Here is a 21,657-nt window from a genome sequence, read left to right as displayed (position 1 = left end):
GCAGGGTAAACGTGTTTCTCAATCAGCAAAATAGATCTGTTTCAGCGCCACTTCAACGCCGCGCAGTTCAGCCAGTCCTTTCAGCCGGCCAATGGCGGAATAACCGGGATTGGTGCGCTTATGCAGGTCGTCCAGCATCTGATGGCCGTGATCGGGACGCATCGGAATCGCTCGCTGATTGCCTGCCTGGCGACGCCGCTGCTCTTCCGCCAGAATGACCCTGATGACACCGACCATATCGACGTCGCCCGCCAGGTGCGCGGCTTCATGGAAGCTGTTGGGGTTATCCTCGCGTTTTGTGGCGCGCAGGTGGACAAAGTTAATGCGGTCGGCATAGGTTTCCGCCATCTCAAGCAGCGCATTGTCGGCACGCACGCCATAGGAACCCGTACAGAAACAGAAACCGTTGTGCAGACTGTCCACGGTGTCCTTCAGCCACTGCATATCTTCCTGGGTAGAGATAATGCGCGGCAGGCCCAGAATCGGGCGCGGTGGATCGTCCGGATGTACTGCCAGTTTAATACCCACCTCTTCGGCAACCGGCACAATGGCGCGCAGGAAAGTCGCCATATGCTCGCGCAGTGTTGCTTTGTCGATGCCGTCATACTGCGCCAGCTGTGCCTGGAACTGCTCCAGCGTGTAACCCTCTTCGGCTCCAGGCAGACCGGCGATAATATTGCGCACCAGCGTGCTTTTCTCTTCACCGCTCATGGCGGCAAAGCGCTGAGCGGCGGCCTGCTGTTCAGCCGCGCTGTAATCCTGCTCCGCACCCGGACGCTGCAGCAGATAAAGTTCGAAGGCGGCGAAAGCGTCGGCGTCGAAGCGTAGCGCTTTTGCGCCATCCGGCAGCGTCCAGGCGAGATCGGTGCGCGTCCAGTCCAGCACCGGCATAAAGTTGTAGCAGACGGTATCAATGCCGCAGGCGGCCAGATTGCGTATCGACTGCTGATAGCTGGCGATATAGCGAAGGTAGTCACCGCGCTGGGTTTTGATCGCCTCATGAACCGGAATGCTCTCCACTACCGACCAGACCAGACCTTTTTCCGCCAGCAGCGCCTGACGCGCTTTAATCTCCTCAACCGGCCACACTTCGCCGTTAGGGATATGGTGCAGCGCCGTCACAATACCGGTTGCGCCCGCCTGACGGGCATCATCCAGGGAGACCGGGTCGTTCGGACCGTACCATCGCCATGTATGTTCCATTTTTACTCCTCAACTGTGATGCGGCCCAGTGGTCAGGCCGCTGGGCCAAGAGTATGATAGAGGGCAAAACAGGGCCGTGATCCGGATCGCAGCATGACAAACTGCATCCGGCAAGTGAGCGGTTTATGCGGAATAAAAGGAGAAGGTAATGAACCTGCCAGTCATTAAAACGGAGCGCCTGTACCGTCAGATCGCCAACGCCATTATGGCCGGTATCGCGCGCGGTGATTTTGTGGCGGGCGGCCTGTTACCGCCCGAGCGCGAGCTGGCAAAACAGCTGGGTGTCAGCCGTTCGTCAGTGCGTGAAGCATTGATTGCGCTGGAGATGACCGGCTGGGTCGATATCCGTACCGGCAATGGTGTTTACGTCGCTCAGCCGCTGCCACAGGCCGCAATCCCGCAGGAGAGTGAAACCTGCAGCCTGCAGGACCTTTTGCAGGCGCGTGAAGCCTTTGAAGGCATGCTGGCAGGATTTGCCGCCCGTAACGGAACCGCCGTGCAGCGGGAGGCACTGCTGGCGCTGACCGCTGAACTGCAGCAGTACAATGAAAACGACGCGGCGTATCTGGAGCAGGATAAACGCTTTCATCTGCTGATCGGCGAGATGAGTGGCAATGACGTGTTACGCGACCTGCTGGAGCAGCTCTGGAACCGGCGTCACAGCCCACACGTGCAGCGGCTGGAACGCCATTATGCCGATAACAGCTTTGCGCAGGCGATGAACGCTGACCATCAGCAGATCGCCGACGCGATTGTGGCAGGCGACGAAGCAGTAGCCCGCCAGGCGATGGAGAGCCATCTGCAGCACGTCCAGCAGCGGCTACTTGGTTAATCCCCGAACGCGTTTAGGTCGTCCGGTGCCCAGCATAATCGCCAGACGGCTGCCGCCCGGCGTGGTCTCCATCAGGATTTTGGTAATGCTGGTCAGCGGCACCGAGAGCAGCATGCCGACCGGTCCGAGCAGCCAGCCCCAGAAGACCAGTGACAGAAATACCACCAGCGTTGATAAACCCAGGCCGCGACCCATCAGACGCGGTTCCAGCATGTTACCAAACACCATATGAATCGCGGTAAACAGCGCTGCCACCATCGCGGCATCAAACAGGCTGTTCAGTAACAGCGCCTGCAGAAAAGGCGGAATGCCGGCAATAATCGGGCCGATATTAGGAATATAGTTGAGGATAAATGCCACGACGCCCCACAGCAGCGCGAACTTTACATCCAGCAGATAGAGACTCAACCAGACGGCGATGCCGGTGATGAGACTCACCAGGGTTTTTAGCGCCAGATAGTGCGTTACACCTTTCAGCGCCTTATGCAGCCCGGCGATGCGAATTTTGGGATTTACCAGTGCGTTACGCATTTTGTAAGGCAGGTGATGAACCTCAAACAGCATAAAGACCACGGTAAGCACCAGCAGCACGGTATTGGTCATCGCGCCGGAAAAGCCGCTGAGCGCCACGCTCGCCAGGTTCATCATGGTATTCGGGTCAAAGCGCTGTACCAGCGCATCGGTAGAAATATTGAGATGAAAACCCGCCGCCAGATGTTGCAACACCGTCATTTTCTGCTCCATGGTGGCGCGCAGTTGCGGGTAGAGATCAGAAAACTCGCTCATCGAGCTGGCGATGATGGCACCCAGCAGCAGAATACCGCAGAAGATCACAGTAATGACCAGCCCAATCGCCAGTCCACGGCGGAAGCCACGACGCATCAGCATTGTCACCAACGGATTCAGCACAATGGCAAAGAACGCCGCCAGCAGAAGCGGGACCAGAATATCGGACGCGGCCCGAACCCCGGCAAGAATGATGACCAGCATTGCCAGTTTTATCAGAATATTTTGTCCAATCTTTTCCCGTTGCAGCTCGCTCATTGCCTCTCCCGTGACGTAATCTGGCTGTTGGAAGTGTAGCTGAAAGAAAATTAACAATCTGATTTATCAGAGAAACGGTAAAGCGCGGCGGCATAATAGCGAGGTAATCAGCGCCATCGCACTCAGCTATGACGCCAGGGCCGCGACGCCCTGCTGTTCCTGTTTTTACGCCGCGTTCTGCTGCCCGATAACCGAGCCATTGGGATGCGCCAGTGACGAAAGCGGGTATAGTTAAAGGATAAACCTTATCATTCAGCCAACTACGCGCGAGAACCTATGCCTGAACAGCCTGCAGCGGAACAGAATGCTCCATCCGGAAGCCTGAATATCTCGCTGCTGATCCTCTCTATCGTCGCCTACAACTTTGCCAGCTATCTCACTATTGGTCTGCCGCTGGCGGTCCTGCCTGGCTGGGTGCATGACCAGCTGGGCTTCAGCGCATTCTGGGCGGGCGTGGTGATCAGCCTGCAATATGTGGCAACACTGCTGAGCCGGCCACACGCCGGGCGCTATGCCGATCTCTGGGGACCAAAGAAAGTGGTGGTGACCGGTCTGGTGGGCTGTCTGATTAGCGGATTGTGTATTCTGCTGGCGGCGCTGATCGCATCACCGGTGTGGAGCCTGATACTGCTCTGCGTGGGCCGGTTGATTCTGGGTGTGGGCCAGAGCTTTACTGGCACCGGCACCTCGTTGTGGGGGGTGGCGCGGGTGGGGTCACTGCACATTGGCCGCGTGATTTCCTGGAACGGCATCGTCACCTACGGTGCGATGGCGATAGGCGCGCCGCTGGGCGTGGTGATCTTCCGGGCAGGTGGGCTGCTGTGGCTGTCACTGGTGATTGTGGCCATCTGCGTGGTCGGCATCGTCTGCGCGGTCCCGCGTCCGGCGGTAAAAGCCAGCCGCGCCAGACCGCTGCCGTTTCGGGCGGTGCTGGGGAAAATCGCTGGCTTTGGCGCAATTCTGGCGATGGGATCGGCAGGTTTCGGCGTGATTGCCACCTTTATCACGCTGTTCTATCAGGATAAAGGCTGGGAAGGGGCCGCCTTTGCGCTCTCCCTGTTCAGCGCTGCTTTCGTCGGGGCGCGCCTGCTGTTTCCGAATGCAATTAACCGCCATGGTGGCCTGCGGGTCGCCAGCGTCTGTCTGGCGGTTGAGGCTGCCGGACTCTTTCTGGTCGCTGCAGCGGGTGATCCCTGGATGGCAAAAGCGGGCGCGTTTCTGACCGGCGCCGGATTCTCACTGGTGTTCCCGGCGCTGGGTGTGGTGGCGGTAAAAGTAGTGCCGCAGCAGAATCAGGGCAGCGCCCTGGCGACCTACACCGCTTTTATGGATCTGTCGCTGGGAATAACCGGGCCACTGGCCGGGTTCATCATGAATTATGCGGATGTTTCACGCGTCTATCTGCTCACGGGATTGCTGGTCTGCGTCGCGTTTTTCTGCACGCTGCGTCTGCAGCGGCGTCACGCTTCAGCGTCAGTAACGGACGAGAGTTCAGGATAAAAAAAATGGCCCAGCAGTGGGCCATAACGTCTTTTCAGACACAGATAAACGTATAAATTATGGCTGAAACAGGCTTCAGGCCTGCAGCAGTTCAATACTGTGGCGGATCTGGCGTTCAATCTCCGCCGGGGTCCAGCTGTTGAGCTGACCGGAGAACGGCTCAAAGGCGTAGACGCCTTTGTAGCCGAGCATTTCCAGCCGTTTAACCTGCACCACGCTCTTCAGCACATCGTTGTCACTCAGCATGATCCGTTCGTCGTCGGTCAGTTCGGCAGTCGGACGCCGATCTTCCACGCCCGAAAGATGCACCAGCCCAATCTGGTCAATATCGATACCTGTCGGAAATTCCTGTTCAGCCTGCTCATAGAGATGATGATGAAAGGTATCCAGCAGCAGCTTAAAGGGCACGCCTGCCTCTGCGATCAATTCCTGCGCCTGCACGATCGAACGCAGTGAGCTGACCGGAAACCCCAGCGGCTCGACCAGACCCTGAATACCGTAATGGGCAAAGCGCGGCGCCAGCTTCTGCATCGCCGCCTGCGTCTGCTGAGGCGACACGGTAATTCCCTCATTCAGTGGACACATCACCAGTGCCTTTGCGCCAATCTGTTGTGCTGTCTGTAACAGCGACTCGGCCCGCGTCAGCAGCGCGTCATCAATCCGGTTAAACGGATAGAGCGCATTAATCGTGACGATATCGATGTGATACTTATCGGCAAGGGCGCGCAGCTGAACGGTACTGAGATCATCGGTGACGCTGCCGCCCGGCATGTCATTACGCAGTTCGACCTTGCTCAGCCCCAGACGCTGAACCAGCTGAAAGAAGGCCTCCAGCGAGAACCGGGGCGCAATTTTGCGGTTGATACAGAAACGGGTGGGATCGATAGCCATGCGCTGACTCCGGGACAGGAGAATGATGGGCTAAAGAAAACATTTATTTCATTGATAGTGAATTATGAAATGCAAATTATTAGATCGGTCTCGCATTAATTTCATATTCCGTTTCAGTCTGATGCATAAACGCTGGAGCAACGTCGCAGGAATACCAGCTCTCACCACCTCTGCTATTCGCCTGTCAGGCTAAGGCTGAGCGCTATTAAACGCCTCCTGCCATCGGGACATCGTCAGGCGCTGAAGGGCGGCAAAAATGCGATCCGTGCCGCTAAAAGCAAATTTTCCAAAAAGAATTATTTGAAAAATTTATTCCACTGTAATAGCTTCATAGCACGCTTTCAGGTTTGCCTGGTCAGGCAGTGTGGCAGGCCACAGGGCCCGTCTGCAGGGAACTTAACCATCTTAAGAGGCAACATCATGACAATCATAGGTAACTTTATTGGCGGCCAAACGACGTTCAGCGCCAGCAACGAAACCATTCCTGTTTACGATCCGGCAACCGGCAAAGTGGTACGTGAACTGACGCAAAGTACCGCTGATGAAGTGGCTCAGGCGATTGGTGTCGCACATGACGCATTTGCTGCCTGGTCAAAAACCTCGCCGCTGCGTCGCGCCCGCGTTCTGTTTAACTTTAAAGCCCTGATGGAGCAGCATCGTGATGAGCTGGCGGCGCTGATTGTCTCTGAGCATGGCAAAGTCTGGTCTGATGCGTTAGGTGAACTGACGCGCGGCATTGAAGTGATTGAGTTTGCCTGCGGGATTCCACATCTGCTTAAAGGTGAATATTCCCCGAACGTCGGCGGCGGCGTTGACAGCTTCTCGCTGATGCAGCCGGTGGGTGTCGTGGCGGGTATTACGCCGTTTAACTTCCCCGCAATGGTGCCGCTGTGGATGTTCCCGATCGCCCTGGCCTGCGGTAATACCTTTGTTCTGAAGCCACCAGCGCTGGATCCGTCTGCGGCCGTGCGTATGGCTGAACTGCTGACCGAAGCGGGTCTGCCGGATGGCGTATTCAACGTGGTGCACAGCTCTAACGAAGATGCTGAACAGCTCTATAAAGATCCGCGCATTGCTGCGGTGAGCTTCGTCGGGTCATCGGGCGTGGCTGAACATATCTATAAAACCGCCAGCGCCCACGGCAAGCGGGTGCAGGCGTTTGGCGCGGCGAAAAACCACGCTATCGTTATGCCGGACGCCGATCTGGATGCCACCGTTAACGCGATTATGGGCGGCGCATTTGGCTCGGCCGGTGAACGCTGCATGGCGCTGCCAGTGGTGGTCGCGGTGGGCGATGATACTGCCGACAAACTGATTGCCCGTCTGACGCCGCTGGTGAAAGCGCTGCGGATCGGCCCTGGGATCAATCAGGGTGCCGAAGAAAATGAGATGGGGCCAGTTGTCTCAGCTGCACACCAGAAGAAGGTGCTGGGTTACATCGATAAAGGCGAGCAGGAAGGCGCGAAGCTGGTGGTCGATGGCCGTAACGTTCAGGTTGCAGGCCACGCCGAAGGTTACTACGTTGGTGGCACGCTGTTTGATAACGTCACCTCTGAGATGGTGATCTGGCGTGAAGAGATTTTTGGGCCGGTGCTGAGCATCATGCGCGCACCGGACTACGACAGCGCGCTGCAACTGGTCAACAGCCATGAGTTTGGTAACGGCAGCGCCATTTTCACCAGCAACGGTCACACCGCGCGTGAGTTTGTGCAGAACGTTGAAGCGGGCATGGTCGGTGTTAACGTGCCGGTTCCGGTACCGATGGCGTTTCACAGCTTCGGTGGCTGGAAACGTTCGGTGTTTGGCGCGCTCAATGTTCACGGGCCGGATGGCGTGCGCTTCTATACCCGTATGAAAACCGCCACCGTGCGCTGGCCGTCCGGTCAGCAGACCGTGTCTGAATTCAGTATGCCAACCTTAGGCTGATCTATTTCAACGCTGATCGCGACCGGCAGGAGAGTCTGCCGGTCGCTTTGTTCGCTGGCACCTCGCCCGTGAGCCTACCGCAGCGTCAATCGTGACAGAGAGGAGGATCAGGATGTCTTTACTGTCGAAAGCACAGGCCCCTGACGCACAGGGTCGTATCCAGCATGTGACGCCTGAGCGCGCTGGCTGGCGTTATGTTGGCTTTGATGCTTATCTGCTGAAAAAAGGGGAAACCCTGCGTCTGACCAGCGGTGATAAAGAGCTGTGTCTGGTGCTGGTGGCCGGGCTGGCCTCGGTGAAAACCCGCCATGCTGAATTTCCCGGCATCGGTAAGCGCATGTCGCCTTTCGAACGTGTGCCGCCATATTCTGTGTATGTGCCGCATGATGATGAAGTGGAAGTCTATGCTGACAGCGATCTTGAGCTGGCTGTCTGTAACGCACCCGGTCAGGGCAATCTGCCTGCAAGACTGATTGCGCCAGCCGATGTCGGTGTTGAGCATCGCGGAAAAGGGCGCAATCAGCGCCTGGTTCACAATATCCTGCCTGACAATGAACCGGCTGATAGCCTGCTGGTGGTGGAAGTCTATACCAACGAGGGCGATACCAGCTCTTATCCCAGCCACAAGCACGACCAGGAGGAGAGTGAAAACGAAACCTACCTGGAAGAGACCTACTATCACCGTTTCGATCCGGAACCTGGCTTTGCCATGCAGCGCGTTTACACCGACGACCGTTCCCTGGATGTCTGTATGGCACCCTATAATCGCGACGTTGTGATGGTACCGCGCGGCTATCATCCGGTAGCGACGCTGGCGGGATACAACAACTACTATCTGAACGTGATGGCGGGGCCGGTGCGGCTGTGGAAATTTACCTGGGAGAAAGATCACGCCTGGGTGAACAGCGACAGCTATCCACGGAAAGCGTAAGTCTTCGCTGAAAAATAAACAGCAATCACCGTTTATAACCCGCGTTCATATCAGTAAAAAGGGCAGCCTGTCGCGCTGCCCTTTTTTGTGTGTGAAACTCAGCTGGTCTTTGCGTTGTTCAGCGCCAGCGAAACCGCCAGCGTCTGTGCCAGGCAGAGTGAGGCGACCTGCGAACGGAAGCCATCGACCTGTGCTTCTCGCACCACAAAACAGACATCGCTAAAGGCAGCCAGTGGGCTGACCTGACTGTCGGTAATGGCAATCTGATGCGCGCCACGCTTGGCTCCCATTTCGACTACCTCGACCGCTTCACGCGCATAGGGCGAGTAGCTGATCGCAATCACCACATCTTTCGGGTTAACCAGGCTGAGCTGCTCGGTGAACATCCCGCCCAGACCATCAATCAGAAAAGCACGACGCTCCAGATGACGCAGCGCGTAGACCAGATAGGAGGCGACGCTGAACGAGCGACGCAGGCCAATTACATAGATGTTCTCAGCCTCATTCAGCAGCTTCACTGCTTTGTTCAGCTGCTCAGGGTTTACCTGCATCGCCAGCTGCTGCAGCGCCTGGCTGTTCACCATGGTAAAGACGTTAAGGATCTCCGCCGGACTTTCAGGCGCACTGGCGCTGTCGTCCGTTGAGGTCTGACGAAACAGACGCGCGCGCTCGGTATAATTGACCGTCTCTTCCATCAGGTGCTGACGAAAAACCTGTTTCATTTCGTTGAAGCCGCTGAAGCCAAATGCATTCGCAAAACGGATCAGCGTCGACGGCGGCACATCGGCCTGCTGAGCAATTGAGGCGACGGTATCAAAAGCAATACTGTTACTGTTATCAAGGATGTAGCGCGCAACCTGTTTAAGACGCTTGCTCAGCGTTTCGTAGCGGCGACGAATATCGTCCTGCAAGAGAGAAAGTTGGGTGGGATTATTGTTCATCACTTCTGCCCGTATCTTTAGAATAATGGCTGCATAATGAGCGCTATAGTATCAGATGGATGGAAAATTTCATTTCTTTGCGTCAACGATGCGGTTTATTTCATGGCTTTATGAAATGGTTCACAGATTAGCCTCAGCGCCCGAGGCGCGCCTCTGCACAGGTCATAACAGGATGAAAACCGGCGTGGAAAGTCAGTGAGGGGAAGAGGGATGCGAGTAAAAACGCCATCCCGGCTGGGATGGCGTGAGATTGTTGAAAAGTGTGCCCCTTCCCGCTGTAAGACTGTGCAGGCTCAGGTAACACGGTCAGATCGGAAAGTCGCTAAAGCCATCCCTGGCCGCTCGGCCCGCGCAATTACGCACCTCATCCCTGAGGTGCGCCCGTAGCCGGGCCAACGCGTTGCGTTGTTCAAAAACGCCTGGCGTTTTTATCCGGGCGGCGGGACGCTTTCCTCCTCTGACCGTGTTACCTGCGCATTGAGCTTATTCGTTGCGGCAACATTCACCCTGCTTTGAATGAGTCAGCAGTCTGAGGCTATCCCGGTTGAGACAGCCTCTGGCAGAGCAGGAAATCAGGCGCGGGCAGCGCGCCAGTACTCAATCAGTCGCAGATAGTTGCCTTTAACCGTCTCAATCAGCGCCTGATCGTCCAGCTCCCCCTGTAACCACTGGCGGGAAGGCTGACCAAAGATAGTGCGGCCTACCGCAAAACCTTTCACCCAGGGCGCTTTGGCCGCCGCGGCGAAGCCCGCTTTAAGCTTCTCTTCGGGCGCATCCAGACCGAGTAACAGAATGCCGCGACAGTGAGGATCCTGCTGCTCAATCAGACCGCTGATCGCCTGCCAGCTCTCTGCGGATAGCGGGGGCAGTTTCCACCAGTCCGGCTGGATGCCCAGACTGTAAAAATGGCTCAGTATATCGAGGTAATAGGCTTCATTCTTATCCGGGTTACTCTCGGGAAGAATCACTTCCAGCAGCAGCTCATGGCCACTTTTATTGCAGCCTTTCCAGACGTCGAGCACCAGATCGTCCTGCTCTTTGCGCAGTTCAGCACTGTCATGTGGATGATAGAAGACCAGACATTTCACGACATGTTCGGCGGGCCAGTCGATTAGCTGCGAGCCGATGTTGCCATGCTCCAGACGCAGTGGACGTGAGCTGGGCAGCTCGATTGGGCGGCCAATCCACCACTTTTTACCCGTGATGGCATTCAGCGCTTTCTGACCATACGTGGTATCCGCCAGAATGCCACTTTTGTTCTCTAGTCCCGCCTCACTGGCCGCCTGCTGAGCGGCTTCCAGCAGCAGCAGTTTAAGCTGTGGAATGCGGCTCTCATCAACGCCCGCTTCCTGCGCCATATCCGCCAGCTGTTTGCGATGGTCAAAGGCGAAAACGTTCAGCTCCGGCCACTGCTGCTTACGGGTGGTCACACGGTGCAGATGGTTCAGACGACTGTCGAGATCGGGACGCTTCACCTCTGTGTCGCGGCTCAGGAAATCATCCAGCTCCGCTTTGGTTGGCATGGCAGGGGCACAGCCGTGGCGCGACACGACCAGCGCGCCACAGGCATTGGCATAACGGCACGCCTGCTCCCAGCCTTCATCATTCAGCCAGCCGCGCAGCAGGCCAGACATAAAGGCATCGCCCGCGCCCAGCACGTTGAGCACGTCGACGCGCACGCCGGTGTGCAGCTGAGTCTGTTCCCAGCTATCCGGAATTTCACCTTCAAACACCACACAACCCAGCGGACCGCGTTTGCAGACCAGCGTCGCCTGGCTCGCCTGACGCACGTTTTTCAGCGCAGTCAGAGTATCGGTGCTGCCACCGGCAATATGAAACTCCTCTTCGGTGCCGACGATCAAATCGAAATAGTGCACCACTTCCTGCAACTGCTGCGTGACCTGAGAGGACTCAATGAAACGTGTTTCACCGTCGCCCAGAGAGGTCAGTCCCCATAACACCGGGCGGTAATCGATATCCAGCGCCGTGCGCAGGCCATTGCGGCGGGCGATATCCAGTGCTTTCAGCACCGCTTCACGCGTCTGCGGATGGGATAAGTGCGTGCCGGTGACCGCCACCGCGCGGGACGAGGTAATAAAGGCTTCGTCGATATCGTCCGGCACCAGACCCATATCAGCGCAGTTATCACGGTAGAAAATCAGCGGAAAAGTCTCTTCATCTTTAATCCCCAGGATCACCATGCCAGTCAGGCGTTTTGCATCGGTGATCAGGGCATCGGTGTTACAGCCCACGCGCTGCAATTCCTCACGCAGAAAGCGACCATTATGCTCATCTCCCACCCGCGCCAGCATCGCTGATTTCAGCCCCTGAATCGCGGTGCCATAAGCGACGTTGCCCGACGATCCCCCCAGATATTTAGCAAAGGAGGTGACATCTTCCAGCCGCGCTCCGATTTGCTGGCCATAAAAATCAACGGCGATGCGCCCGATACAAATCACATCAAGCGGCTTCTGTTGTGTACTCATACCTGTGGTTTCCTTCTGTGATTCGCAGAGCTGGTGGGCGAAAAAACCGATCCAGGCAGGCTCTGCTTCCGGGTCTGTGGGTATCTGGCTGACTATGAGGGGAGTATGAGGAATAAAAATTCCATATTCAATATGAAATGAAATATCCATCGCAATTTTGTGAACCAGGTAAAACTCCTGATTGCCGCCCACCTGCACGATCTCTGCTGCTACGATGTGCGGTATGTCAGGGTTGTGAAGGCGATCGCAGGAATCAGCACGCCAGTCAGGCAAGCTGCTGCATTGAAATGAATTTTTTCATCATGAACCACTCTCTGCTAAACGTTCCAGATTTCCCCGTCGTGATCGCTCGCCAGTCCTGCTGCCATCGTTAAATTTGATCTCACTCGCAAAATGAAATGTTTCTTCTGTAATCGTGTTTTATGAAAAATATATTTGTTTATAATCGCCTCACGTTTCAGTTATTCCGGCCGCTTTTCCGCCAATGACAACGCCTGGCGCGCTGTCGCGGAAGTCGGGGTCCACCAGCATGTAAGGAAGAACATGGGCACAATCAGACTGACCACGGCACAGGCGCTGGTTAAATTTCTTGATAATCAATTCATCGATGTTGATGGCGTTGAGACGAAGTTCGTCAAAGGCATCTTCGCCATCTTCGGCCATGGCAACGTGCTGGGGCTGGGCCAGGCGCTGGAACAGGACAGCGGCGATCTGGTGGTCTGGCAGGGGCGTAATGAGCAGGGCATGGCCCATGCTGCCACTGGCTTTGCCCGTCAGTCGCTGCGCCGTCAGATTATCGCCTGCAGTTCGTCTGTAGGACCGGGTGCGGCTAACATGATTACTGCCGCCGCCACTGCGACCGCTAACCGCATTCCTCTGTTGCTACTGCCCGGCGACGTCTTCGCCACGCGCCAGCCCGATCCGGTGCTGCAGCAGATTGAGCAGAGCTACGATCTCAGCATCAGCACTAACGACGCCTTCCGCGCCGTCAGCAAATACTGGGATCGTGTCAGCCGCCCTGAGCAGCTGATGTCCGCCTGTATCAATGCCATGCGCGTGCTGACCGATCCGGCCGAAACCGGCGCGGTCACGCTGTCGCTGCCGCAGGATGTGCAGGGCGAAGCCTGGGATTACCCGGACTACTTCTTCCAGAAACGCGTGCACCGTCTGGATCGTCGCCTGCCGGTCGCGGCGCAGCTGGCGGATGCCCTGACGCTGATTAACCGTAAGCGCAAGCCGATAATTATCTGCGGCGGCGGGGTAAAATATTCCGAAGCGGGCGAGGCACTGCGCCAGTTTGCCGAACGCTATCAGATTCCCTTTGCCGAGACGCAGGCGGGCAAGGGCACGCTGGTCTCTGACCATCCGCTGAATGTCGGCGGCGTAGGCGAAACCGGCTGTCTGGCCGCTAACCTGCTGGCGAAAGAGGCCGATTTAGTCATCGGCATCGGCACCCGCTACACCGACTTCACCACCGCATCCAAATGGATTTTCCAGCATCCCGATGTCAGCTTCCTGAACATCAACGTCAGCAACTTCGACAGCTACAAGCTCGATGGTGTGCAGCTGCTGGCCGATGCCCGTGAAGGGCTGACCGCGCTCACTGCTGCGCTGGCCTCACAGCACTACAGCAATGACTGGGGCAATCAGATTGAGCAGGCGCAGAGTCAGCTGCTGAAAGAGACGCAGCGCGTCTATCAGGTGGAATATCACGATGGCGACTTTGTGCCGGAGATTGCTGACCATCTCGATCGCGAAGCGGTGTTCGCAGAATTTAACCGCCTGACTCAGTCACTGCTGACGCAAAGCAGCGTGCTCGGCACCTTAAATGAGCAACTGCCGAAAGATGCGGTCGTGGTAGCCGCCGCAGGCAGCCTGCCGGGCGACCTGCAGCGCGTCTGGCGCACCAAAGATTACAACGCCTACCACGTCGAATATGGCTACTCCTGCATGGGCTATGAAGTGAATGCCGCGCTGGGTGCAAAACTGGCGCAGCCGCAACGCGAGGTCTATGCGCTGGTCGGCGACGGCTCCTTTATGATGCTGCACTCTGAGCTGGTCACTTCGATTCAGGAAAGGGCGAAGATCAATGTCGTGCTGCTGGATAACATGACTAACGGCTGTATCAACAACCTGCAGATGGAACACGGTATGGACAGCTTCACCACCGAGTTCCGTTTCCGTAACGCGGAAAGCGGCAGGCTGGACGGTGGCTTTATCCCGGTCGATTTCGCGGCCATTGCTGCCGGTTATGGCTGCAAAACTTATCGCGTCACCAGCCTGGAGCAGCTTAAAGCGGCGCTGGAAGATGCCCGCACCCAGACGGTTTCTACCCTTATCGACATCAAAGTGCTGCCAAAAACCATGATCCACAAATATTTCAGCTGGTGGCACGTCGGCGTAGCACAGGCGTCGAAAACCGAACGCGCTCAGGCGGTGGCGGACAAGCTCAACAGCCATCTGGATCAGGCGCGCAAATACTGATTTCCGGGCCGTGCTGCGGCCCGTTTTCCTCTTCTCCGTACGAACCCTACACAGGTGTAATTATGACTTTGAAACTTGGCGTCATCGGTACAGGTGCAATTGGTCAGGAACATATTCGCCGCTGCAGCCATGTGCTGCAGGGGGCTCAGGTGGTTGCCGTCTCTGACATCAATGTTGACGGCGCGCGGGCTGCACTGCAACGCCTGAACATAGAGGCGGAGGTGTTTGAAAATGGTCATGATGTGATTCAGTCATCCAACGTCGATGCGGTGCTGGTCACCTCATGGGATCCGACCCACGAAGAGTTCACCTTAGCGGCAATTGCCGCCGGTAAACCGGTCTTCTGTGAGAAGCCGCTGGCGATGAGCGCCGAGGGCTGCCGCCGGGTAGTGGATGCAGAGATTCAGGCGGGTAAACGCCTGGTGCAGGTTGGCTTTATGCGCCCTTACGATGCGGGCTATCGCGCCCTGAAAAAAGTGATCACCGATGGCGATATCGGTGAACCGCTGATGCTGCACTGCGCGCACCGCAACCCGACCGTGCCAGAAAACTACACCACGCCGATGGCGATTACGAATACCCTGATCCACGAGCTGGATGTGCTGCGCTGGCTGACCAGTGACGACTATAAAACGGTGCAGGTGATTTTCCCGCGCGTGACGTCAAAGTCCCATGGTCAGCTGAAAGACCCGCAGATCGTCCTGTTCGAAACTCACAAAGGGGTCCGCATTGACGTCGAGATCTTTGTTAACTGCGCTTACGGCTATGACATTCAGTGTGAAGTGGTCGGTGAAGAGGGCATTGCCCGCCTGCCAGAGCCTTCTTCGGTGCAGCTGCGCAAAGATGCCCGCCTGTCGAACACCATTCTGGTGGACTGGAAAGATCGCTTTATCGAGGCGTATGACGTTGAGCTGCAGGCGTTTATCAACGATATCAACGCGGGCCAGCTTACTGGTCCTTCTGCCTGGGATGGCTTTGCTGCCTCGGTGGCCGCCGATGCCTGCATCAAAGCGCAGAACAGTGGTGCGATCGAGACGGTAGAGATGCCACCGCGTCCCGCTTTCTATAACTGATTCAGCTGTCTATGCGGCCTGGCCGCTCTCCGCCTGGGAATGAGAAGATGAACAAAGAGAATGTAAAACTGGCGATCGCGCCGATCGGCTGGACCAACGATGACATGCCGGATCTCGGCAGTGAAAACACCTTTCAGCAGACCGTCAGTGAGATGGCGCTGGCGGGCTTTACCGGTAGCGAAGTGGGCAGCAAATACCCGCGGGATCCGGCGATTCTGAAACCGATGCTCGATATTCGCGGCATCGAAATCTGCAATGCCTGGTTTAGCACCTTTTTTGCCAACGGCGATAAAGAGAAAACCATCGAACAGTTCATCGAGCACATGAACTTCCTGCATGCGATGGGCGCGCGGGTGATTGGCTGTTCTGAGCAGAGTAAAAGTATTCAGGGCACCGGGCTTGCGGTGTTTGAAGAGAAAGCGATTTTCAGCGATGAAGAGTGGCGGTTAACGGCAGAGGGCTACAACGAACTGGCCCGCATCGCAGCGGACAAGGGGATGCGCGTGACGCTGCATCACCACATGGGCACCGGCATTCAGACCACTGAAGAGATTGACCGGTTTATGACGATGACTGACGAGCAGGTTGGTTTACTCTATGACACCGGCCACGTCTACTACTCCGAAGGCTCCCAGCAGAAGATGCTGGCGGTACTGGAAAAATATCTGCCGCGCATCTTCCATGTTCATCTTAAGGATGTGCGTGATGAAGTGGTGGCTGAGGTGCGCGAGAACCATCTCTCATTCCTGGAGGGCGTCAAAAAGGGCACCTTTACCGTACCTGGCGATGGCGTGATCGACTTCAAACCTGTGTTTAAAATCCTGGACGATTACGGCTACAAAGGCTGGATGGTGGTGGAAGCGGAGCAGGATCCGGCGCTGGCCAATCCGTTTGAGTATGCGGTGAAAGCGCGGAAATATATCCGGGAAAATACAGGCTTATAAAGTTCTGTGAACAAAGGCGGGCTTCCCGGTGGGAAGCCCGCCTTTTGTTTTACTTCAGCGTAATGCTTTTCACAATGTTGTCAGCATCGCTCTGTGCCTGCTGCTGATTATCGCCTGGCAGCGTAATCTGCAGTGTCACCAGCTTGCCATCCACTTTTGCCAGAACCACGGAAGACCATGAGGTCTGGTTGTTAGCAGAAATCACCGTATCCAGCTGCTGGGCGGGCTGATCTTTCAGCGTCACAGATTTGTTCGACACCACCTGCAACTGTGGATCGCGGTTACGCTGCTGCTGTTCCATACGCTGCGACAGCACATCCAGACCATCATTGGTCGGGTCACCGGCAATCACAATAATGGCGCGGGCACCGGTTTCATCCGCATAAACGTGCATGTTCGTAGTCTGCGAACCCAGTTTACCGCTTTTATCGGACATGCCTGGTGGCAGCGAGAAGCTCAGTTTGCCATCCATCAGCGTGACGGTCTGCGCCGACTGACTGGCGCTGACGCCGTTGTCGTTCGCCGCTTCATCTTTCTTCTGGTCACAGGCCGCCAGGCCAAGTACCAGTAAACCCATTCCTACATATTTCACCAGGTTGCGCATCAGAATCCCTTTTTAAGTTTCCAGTCAGGCATTAATACAACAGGAATCAGGTTGCAAACGCAACCTGATGATTGTCAGAAGATCTTAGCGGATAGGAGTGGAAACCGTATGGGCACTTAGCCGAAATTGACCTGGCGGGCGGTCTGGCGTTCAGCCAGACGTTTAAGCGCGGCATTGAGCAGTACGCCGTAGGCGGGCAGGAAGAAGACCATGCAGATCAGCACCTTGAAGCTGTAATCTACCAGAGCAATCTCAACCCAGTGCTGCGCCATAAACGCATCGGGGCTTTTATAGAAGGCGATAAAGAAGAAGGCCAGGGTATCGCTGATATTCCCCAGGAACATGGCGCAGCCGGGTGCTATCCACCACTGAGGCAGACGACGCAGACGGTTAAAGACATGAACGTCGAGGATCTGACCCAGTGCATAAGCCATAAAGCTGGCGCAGGCGATACGGGCCACAAACAGGTTCATCACTTCCAGCGCCTGCCAGCCCTGCCATTCACCCTGATAGAACAGCGCCGAGACGCCATAAGAGATAAACAGCGCCGGGATCATTACGGCCAGAATAATGCGTCGGGCCAGCGGTGCGCCAAAAATACGCACGGTGAGATCGGTCGCCAGGAAGATAAACGGGAAGCTGAACGCGCCCCAGGTGGTGTGGAAGCCAAAGACGGAGATCGGCAACTGAACCAGGTAGTTACTGGAGGTGATCACCAGCAGGTGAAACAGCGATAGCCAGAAAAGCGCATGCATGCGCTGACGTGAAGAAAATGCGAGCATATTCAACCTTTTTAATGTTGGGGTGAGGGAACCCATTGCGGGACGCCGTTCGGGCAGCGCCTGGCAGTTTTATGAGCAAAAAGCGGCGGCATATTACCGCGTTGTGCTTTTTATGCAATGGTTAATTTTAACGCAATCGTTATCGCCTTGCTTCACCGCCAGCACGCGCTAGAATGAGCGCCCCTTACCTGAACCGAGTTGATTATGAGCGATGCCTTTTCCTCTGCCGACCATCAGCTGGACGCCCGTGGCCTGCGTTGCCCGGAGCCGGTGATGATGGTGCGCAAAACCGTACGCAGCCTGCAGGATGGCGAGACGTTACTGATCATCGCCGATGATCCGGCAACGACCCGCGATATTCCCGGCTTCTGCCGCTTTATGGAACATGGCCTGCTGGCGCAGCAGACCGACACGCTGCCCTATCAGTTTCTGATCCGCAAAGGTATAGCCGGTTAACAGCAGCCGTTCAGGCCGCCGTTAACCGCACTCTTCAGACAGCGCTTTTTACTCAGGCGCGACGTCGCAGTAACCGCAGCGCGTTGGCCGTGACCAGCGCGGTCGCCCCGGAATCTGCCAGCACGGCCAGCCAGAGTCCGGTCAGACCCAGCAGGGTAGTGACCAGGAAAATCGCCTTCAGCCCCAGCGCAATACCGACATTCTGGCGGATGATGCGCCGTGTCCGGCGTGCCAGTGCTATCATCGGCACCAGATTGCTGAGTTGATTACGCGTCAGGGCCGCATCGGCCGCTTCCAGCGCGACATCGGTGCCGCTGCCCATCGCAATGCCCAGCGTTGCCGCTTTCATTGCTGGCGCGTCGTTAATGCCATCCCCGACCATCGCCAGCGGCTGTTGCTGACTCAGTTCACGGATCGCCGCGACTTTATCGGCGGGCAGCAGGCTGGCGCGATAATCAATATCCAGCTGGCGGGCAATGGTCGCCGCAGCGCGCGGGTTATCACCGGTCAGCATCAGGCTCTCAATACCCAGCTTTTTCAGCGCTTTTAACGCATCGGCGGCGTCGTCGCGCAGCTGATCGCGCAGAGCTAGCGCACCCAGTGCTTCGCCATTGCGCATCAGCACCACCAGCGTTTCACCTTCGGCTTCCTGTTGCGCTATCTGCGCATTTTGCTGCGGCGTCAGACCGGGCGTATGGCTGGGCGTCAGCAGCTGAATCTGCTGGCCTGAGACCTGCGCACGGATGCCGCGTCCCGCCTGCACCTGCTGATCCTGCGCGTCAGGAATCACCAGGTTACGCGCCTGCGCGGCCGCCACGATAGCGCTGGCCAGTGGGTGGGTGGCACCCTGTTCCGCAGCGGCGCTCAGCGCCAGCATCTCTGACTCGCTGGCCGTACCAAAGCGCAGGATCTGCGTCAGCTGTGGCTTGCCCAGCGTCAGTGTACCGGTTTTATCAAACGCCATTCTGCGCACCGAACTCAGCCGCTCCAGCGCCGCACCGCCTTTGATCAGTGCGCCCTGACGCGCCGCCGCAGCCAGCCCCGAGGTAATGGCTGCTGGCACTGAGATCACCAGTGCACAGGGGCAGCCAATCAGTAACAGGGTCAGCCCTTTATAGATCCACGGCTGCCAGTCGCCTGCGAAGAGCAGGGGCGGCACCATCATGACCAGCAGCGACAGCAGCATCACCAGCGGCGTGTAGATGCGGCTGAACTGGTCGATAAAGCGTTCGACCGGCGCACGGTGCGTTTCCGCTTCCTCGATCAGTTGCAGGATACGGTCAATCGCGCTTTCACCCGGCTTCGATACCACTTCCAGCATCACCAGCCGATCCACGCTGGTGGCACCGGCAAGGATTTTTTCACCCTTGGTGTGCGTCACCGGCAGCGACTCACCGGTCAGCGCGCTCTCATCGAAACTGGCGAGCGGGCTGATTAAACAGCCATCGACCGGCAGGCGGCTGCCCGCCGCGACTTCAATCACATCACCCGGTTGCAGCGCCGCCAGCGGCACTTCACTGCGTTTGCCCTGTTCCAGACGAATCGCCGATTCAGGCCGCAACGCCATCAGACTGGTGACGCCGCTGCGTGCCCTGGAGGCGGCATAGCTTTCCAGCTTTTCGCCCAGCTGAAACAGCATCAGCACCATCGCGGCTTCGGCGTGCGCGCCAATGATCAGTGCGCCAGCCGACGCCAGGGTCATTAAGGTTTCAATGGTAAAAGGCGATCCGCTGCGCAGACGCTGCCAGGCACCGCGCGCCACCGGGATCAGGCCGACCAAGGTGGTCAGCACAAACAGCCGATCGCCCCAGACGGGTGCGAACTGGCTGAGAACGCTGCTGGCGATCACCAGCAGTGCCAGTAAAATCAGCATGCGGTTATGTTGCCAGTCGGGCTTAGCGGGGAATGTGGCCGACGTGGCTGATGGGGTTGCGAGCTGGAAGCCGGCTTTTTTCACCGCCTGTTCAACGGCGTTCAGTACATCGTGGTCAGCGTTAACCACCAGCTTCTCGCTGCTGAACAGCACACGGGCGTCGGTCACACCACTTATCTGACGGACAGCGGTTTCAATAGTGCGGGCACACGACGGGCAATCCATCCCGCTGACCTGCCAGCTAAAGGGATAACTGTCGGCACCTCGCCGGTCGCTTTCCTCAGCGGGGTCGGTGTCGTTGCCAGGGCTGCTGTTGCAGTCACAGCAACAGCCTGCCGTCTCCGCAGGTACAGGCGTCGCGGCGTGAATAGAAAGGGAGAGGGGGCGAGCCTGGCGAACCTGGCACAGCGGTTTTGCTGCGGCGTGACTGGCACGGGGTTTGCCGCAGCCACAGGCGTGATGTTGATGCATATGACCTCCGGATAATGGGATGAGCAACGCTGCCCATCCCGCTATCCTACACTCTGGAGTGAACTCCAGAGTCAAGGCTATTTTCTCAGACGACCCACAACGAGCGCACGATCATAAAGTGACCGGCGAAGTAGCAGGCGGCAACAATCGCGCTGTCGGCGGTAAAGCGGCGACGATAGTGTGAGATAAACCAGACGGCGTTTGCCAGCAGCAGCAGACCGGCACCCACCATGATCGAGAAGCTGTAATCGGTCGGGCGGAAGAAGTACTGCTCGGTCGCTATCCAGGTCATTACCAGCGTCATGCCGATAAAGGTGCAGACAGGCCAGCGCAGATCTTCCAGTCGGCTCCAGATGACGCCAATCAGAGCGGCACCGATGATGAGCAGCGTTAGCGGGATCGGCCAGAAGAAGGTCATGGTCATGCTGGCGGCGAAGCAGAGGGTATAAAGCAGGTGCGACAGGAAGAAAGCCCCGACGGCATAGAGCATCTGCTGACGCGGCAGCAGCGTTAACGCATCACCGACCAGCGTCGCGACCAGACCGGCCAGAATCAGGTAGTCCGTAGTCTGCAGCACAGGTGCCTGCCAGGCCAGCCCGACAAGCAGCAGCAGCGTGACCGGTTTAAATAACCAGCGTTGCCATTGCGGGCCGCGATAGGTGGCGTCGACATAGAGCCAGCCGGAGAAAAGTACAGCGAGGAAAGACCAGAGCATTGTTTCTCCCTTTTTTATTCAAAATGGTGAAAGATCCCAAAATATCCTTTCCAGTTTAGGTTAAGCCTCTGAGATGTGACAATCAGGCAACTCTGGTTGTATGCTTTGCCGCCTGATTAATCATTCTGCAGGCACCAGATCGCTATGAGCAAACCGCCGCTAATCTTTATTATCGTTCTGGCGATTATCGCCGTGCTGGCGACCCGTCAGTTCATTAAGCAACGCCGGGAAGTGGCGGTGAATGACGCTTCACCCGAGCGTTTTCTGCAGGTTGAGGTCAAAACCAAACGTGAATTTCCTGCACCCAATCGCCGTTCACGGCAGCGGGAAGTTATCGCCGGGGAAGAGATGCGCTACGAGGTGCTGCTTCACCCGCTGAACGGTGCCAGCGACATCAAAGTGCAGCTTAAAGAGGCGGAATATCATCAGCTGGACAAGGGTGCCAAAGGCGAGCTGAAGATGCAGGGCACGCGCTTTATCAGCTTCACACCCCGACAGTAA

At 56.9% G+C, this 21,657-nt stretch carries 18 protein-coding genes; 9 read left to right on the top strand and 9 right to left on the bottom strand.

Annotated features, from left to right (window positions below; all coding sequences use genetic code 11):
• Nucleotides 1–18 precede the first annotated feature (18 nt).
• On the bottom strand, nucleotides 19–1,203 hold the full coding sequence (gene uxuA, locus AC6I8J_RS17535) for a mannonate dehydratase (RefSeq protein WP_285087161.1): 1,185 nt from the start codon (nucleotides 1,201–1,203) through the stop codon (nucleotides 19–21).
• Nucleotides 1,204–1,351: 148 nt separating this feature from the next.
• Between uxuA and AC6I8J_RS17530 the strand changes: the two genes are divergently transcribed.
• The gene (locus AC6I8J_RS17530; RefSeq protein ID WP_285087164.1) at nucleotides 1,352–2,035 is read left to right on the top strand and encodes a FadR/GntR family transcriptional regulator; all 684 of its coding nucleotides are present in this window, start codon (nucleotides 1,352–1,354) and stop codon (nucleotides 2,033–2,035) included.
• Here AC6I8J_RS17530 and AC6I8J_RS17525 read toward each other — a convergent pair.
• On the bottom strand, nucleotides 2,024–3,079 hold the full coding sequence (locus tag AC6I8J_RS17525) for an AI-2E family transporter (RefSeq protein ID WP_161734145.1): 1,056 nt from the start codon (nucleotides 3,077–3,079) through the stop codon (nucleotides 2,024–2,026). The two genes, AC6I8J_RS17530 and AC6I8J_RS17525, sit on opposite strands and share 12 nt — an antisense overlap.
• A 276-nt stretch (nucleotides 3,080–3,355) precedes the next feature.
• Here AC6I8J_RS17525 and AC6I8J_RS17520 point away from each other — a divergent pair, with 276 nt between their 5' ends.
• Complete coding sequence (locus AC6I8J_RS17520) at nucleotides 3,356–4,579, top strand: MFS transporter (RefSeq protein WP_222924882.1); 1,224 nt, start codon at nucleotides 3,356–3,358, stop codon at nucleotides 4,577–4,579.
• 75 nt (nucleotides 4,580–4,654) lie between these two features.
• Here AC6I8J_RS17520 and AC6I8J_RS17515 read toward each other — a convergent pair whose 3' ends face one another.
• Nucleotides 4,655–5,470: a TIM barrel protein gene (locus AC6I8J_RS17515; RefSeq protein WP_285087170.1), complete on the bottom strand. Its 816-nt coding sequence runs from the start codon at nucleotides 5,468–5,470 to the stop codon at nucleotides 4,655–4,657.
• Nucleotides 5,471–5,890: 420 nt separating this feature from the next.
• On the opposite strand from AC6I8J_RS17515, the gene AC6I8J_RS17510 reads away from it, so the two are divergent.
• Both AC6I8J_RS17510 and iolB read left to right on the top strand, forming a co-directional pair.
• Entirely contained in the window at nucleotides 5,891–7,396 is a 1,506-nt protein-coding gene (locus tag AC6I8J_RS17510; protein ID WP_161735566.1) for a CoA-acylating methylmalonate-semialdehyde dehydrogenase, read from the top strand.
• A gap of 112 nt (nucleotides 7,397–7,508) precedes the next feature.
• Nucleotides 7,509–8,327 (top strand): 5-deoxy-glucuronate isomerase, encoded by an 819-nt coding sequence (gene iolB / locus AC6I8J_RS17505; protein ID WP_161735564.1) that lies wholly within the window; start codon nucleotides 7,509–7,511, stop codon nucleotides 8,325–8,327.
• Nucleotides 8,328–8,425: 98 nt separating this feature from the next.
• On the opposite strand, the gene AC6I8J_RS17500 is transcribed toward iolB, so the two are convergent.
• Both AC6I8J_RS17500 and AC6I8J_RS17495 read right to left on the bottom strand, forming a co-directional pair.
• On the bottom strand, nucleotides 8,426–9,268 hold the full coding sequence (locus AC6I8J_RS17500; RefSeq protein WP_010253340.1) for a MurR/RpiR family transcriptional regulator: 843 nt from the start codon (nucleotides 9,266–9,268) through the stop codon (nucleotides 8,426–8,428).
• Between the two features lie 572 nt (nucleotides 9,269–9,840).
• Nucleotides 9,841–11,754, bottom strand: a complete 1,914-nt coding sequence (locus tag AC6I8J_RS17495; RefSeq protein ID WP_222924885.1) for a bifunctional 5-dehydro-2-deoxygluconokinase/5-dehydro-2-deoxyphosphogluconate aldolase — start codon at nucleotides 11,752–11,754, stop codon at nucleotides 9,841–9,843.
• Nucleotides 11,755–12,297: 543 nt separating this feature from the next.
• On the opposite strand from AC6I8J_RS17495, the gene iolD reads away from it, so the two are divergent.
• The 3 genes from iolD to iolE all read left to right on the top strand — a co-directional run bounded on the left by iolD (nucleotide 12,298) and on the right by iolE (nucleotide 16,255).
• Complete coding sequence (gene iolD / locus AC6I8J_RS17490) at nucleotides 12,298–14,238, top strand: 3D-(3,5/4)-trihydroxycyclohexane-1,2-dione acylhydrolase (decyclizing) (protein WP_161735560.1); 1,941 nt, start codon at nucleotides 12,298–12,300, stop codon at nucleotides 14,236–14,238.
• A 62-nt stretch (nucleotides 14,239–14,300) separates the two neighbouring features.
• A complete protein-coding gene (gene iolG / locus AC6I8J_RS17485) occupies nucleotides 14,301–15,311 on the top strand; it encodes a bifunctional inositol 2-dehydrogenase/D-chiro-inositol 1-dehydrogenase (RefSeq protein WP_440829898.1) in 1,011 nt (336 codons plus the stop codon).
• Nucleotides 15,312–15,358: 47 nt separating this feature from the next.
• On the top strand, nucleotides 15,359–16,255 hold the full coding sequence (gene iolE, locus AC6I8J_RS17480) for a myo-inosose-2 dehydratase (protein ID WP_161735556.1): 897 nt from the start codon (nucleotides 15,359–15,361) through the stop codon (nucleotides 16,253–16,255).
• A gap of 49 nt (nucleotides 16,256–16,304) precedes the next feature.
• Here the strand turns inward: iolE and AC6I8J_RS17475 are convergent, their stop codons facing one another.
• Nucleotides 16,305–16,859 carry a DcrB family lipoprotein gene (locus AC6I8J_RS17475; RefSeq protein WP_010253333.1) on the bottom strand — a complete coding sequence of 185 codons (555 nt, stop codon included), beginning with the start codon at nucleotides 16,857–16,859 and terminating at the stop codon, nucleotides 16,305–16,307.
• Nucleotides 16,860–16,975: 116 nt separating this feature from the next.
• Nucleotides 16,976–17,641 carry a 7-cyano-7-deazaguanine/7-aminomethyl-7-deazaguanine transporter gene (locus AC6I8J_RS17470; protein WP_003852182.1) on the bottom strand — a complete coding sequence of 222 codons (666 nt, stop codon included), beginning with the start codon at nucleotides 17,639–17,641 and terminating at the stop codon, nucleotides 16,976–16,978.
• A gap of 204 nt (nucleotides 17,642–17,845) precedes the next feature.
• On the opposite strand from AC6I8J_RS17470, the gene tusA reads away from it, so the two are divergent.
• Nucleotides 17,846–18,097 carry a sulfurtransferase TusA gene (gene tusA / locus AC6I8J_RS17465; protein ID WP_161735554.1) on the top strand — a complete coding sequence of 84 codons (252 nt, stop codon included), beginning with the start codon at nucleotides 17,846–17,848 and terminating at the stop codon, nucleotides 18,095–18,097.
• Between the two features lie 52 nt (nucleotides 18,098–18,149).
• On the opposite strand, the gene AC6I8J_RS17460 is transcribed toward tusA, so the two are convergent.
• Nucleotides 18,150–20,441 carry a zinc/cadmium/mercury/lead-transporting ATPase gene (locus AC6I8J_RS17460; RefSeq protein WP_497825601.1) on the bottom strand — a complete coding sequence of 764 codons (2,292 nt, stop codon included), beginning with the start codon at nucleotides 20,439–20,441 and terminating at the stop codon, nucleotides 18,150–18,152.
• An 85-nt stretch (nucleotides 20,442–20,526) separates the two neighbouring features.
• The gene (locus AC6I8J_RS17455; protein WP_253420318.1) at nucleotides 20,527–21,156 is read right to left on the bottom strand and encodes a lysoplasmalogenase; all 630 of its coding nucleotides are present in this window, start codon (nucleotides 21,154–21,156) and stop codon (nucleotides 20,527–20,529) included.
• A 144-nt stretch (nucleotides 21,157–21,300) separates the two neighbouring features.
• Here AC6I8J_RS17455 and AC6I8J_RS17450 point away from each other — a divergent pair, with 144 nt between their 5' ends.
• Nucleotides 21,301–21,657 carry a DUF2500 domain-containing protein gene (locus AC6I8J_RS17450; RefSeq protein ID WP_497825600.1) on the top strand — a complete coding sequence of 119 codons (357 nt, stop codon included), beginning with the start codon at nucleotides 21,301–21,303 and terminating at the stop codon, nucleotides 21,655–21,657.

The sequence above is a fragment of the Pantoea sp. X-Soil-ISGK-355 genome (assembly GCF_059730805.1).
This window is presented reverse-complemented; position numbering and strand designations above follow the sequence as displayed.

Bases quoted from the DNA above. Each gene is read 5' to 3' on its own strand.
- uxuA (WP_285087161.1), bottom strand. From the start codon at position 1,203: ATGGAACATACATGGCGATGGTACGGTCCGAACGACCCGGTCTCCCTG.
- AC6I8J_RS17530 (WP_285087164.1), top strand. From the start codon at position 1,352: ATGAACCTGCCAGTCATTAAAACGGAGCGCCTGTACCGTCAGATCGCC.
- AC6I8J_RS17525 (WP_161734145.1), bottom strand. From the start codon at position 3,079: ATGAGCGAGCTGCAACGGGAAAAGATTGGACAAAATATTCTGATAAAA.
- AC6I8J_RS17520 (WP_222924882.1), top strand. From the start codon at position 3,356: ATGCCTGAACAGCCTGCAGCGGAACAGAATGCTCCATCCGGAAGCCTG.
- AC6I8J_RS17515 (WP_285087170.1), bottom strand. From the start codon at position 5,470: ATGGCTATCGATCCCACCCGTTTCTGTATCAACCGCAAAATTGCGCCC.
- AC6I8J_RS17510 (WP_161735566.1), top strand. From the start codon at position 5,891: ATGACAATCATAGGTAACTTTATTGGCGGCCAAACGACGTTCAGCGCC.
- iolB (WP_161735564.1), top strand. From the start codon at position 7,509: ATGTCTTTACTGTCGAAAGCACAGGCCCCTGACGCACAGGGTCGTATC.
- AC6I8J_RS17500 (WP_010253340.1), bottom strand. From the start codon at position 9,268: ATGAACAATAATCCCACCCAACTTTCTCTCTTGCAGGACGATATTCGT.
- AC6I8J_RS17495 (WP_222924885.1), bottom strand. From the start codon at position 11,754: ATGAGTACACAACAGAAGCCGCTTGATGTGATTTGTATCGGGCGCATC.
- iolD (WP_161735560.1), top strand. From the start codon at position 12,298: ATGGGCACAATCAGACTGACCACGGCACAGGCGCTGGTTAAATTTCTT.
- iolG (WP_440829898.1), top strand. From the start codon at position 14,301: ATGACTTTGAAACTTGGCGTCATCGGTACAGGTGCAATTGGTCAGGAA.
- iolE (WP_161735556.1), top strand. From the start codon at position 15,359: ATGAACAAAGAGAATGTAAAACTGGCGATCGCGCCGATCGGCTGGACC.
- AC6I8J_RS17475 (WP_010253333.1), bottom strand. From the start codon at position 16,859: ATGCGCAACCTGGTGAAATATGTAGGAATGGGTTTACTGGTACTTGGC.
- AC6I8J_RS17470 (WP_003852182.1), bottom strand. From the start codon at position 17,641: ATGCTCGCATTTTCTTCACGTCAGCGCATGCATGCGCTTTTCTGGCTA.
- tusA (WP_161735554.1), top strand. From the start codon at position 17,846: ATGAGCGATGCCTTTTCCTCTGCCGACCATCAGCTGGACGCCCGTGGC.
- AC6I8J_RS17460 (WP_497825601.1), bottom strand. From the start codon at position 20,441: ATGCATCAACATCACGCCTGTGGCTGCGGCAAACCCCGTGCCAGTCAC.
- AC6I8J_RS17455 (WP_253420318.1), bottom strand. From the start codon at position 21,156: ATGCTCTGGTCTTTCCTCGCTGTACTTTTCTCCGGCTGGCTCTATGTC.
- AC6I8J_RS17450 (WP_497825600.1), top strand. From the start codon at position 21,301: ATGAGCAAACCGCCGCTAATCTTTATTATCGTTCTGGCGATTATCGCC.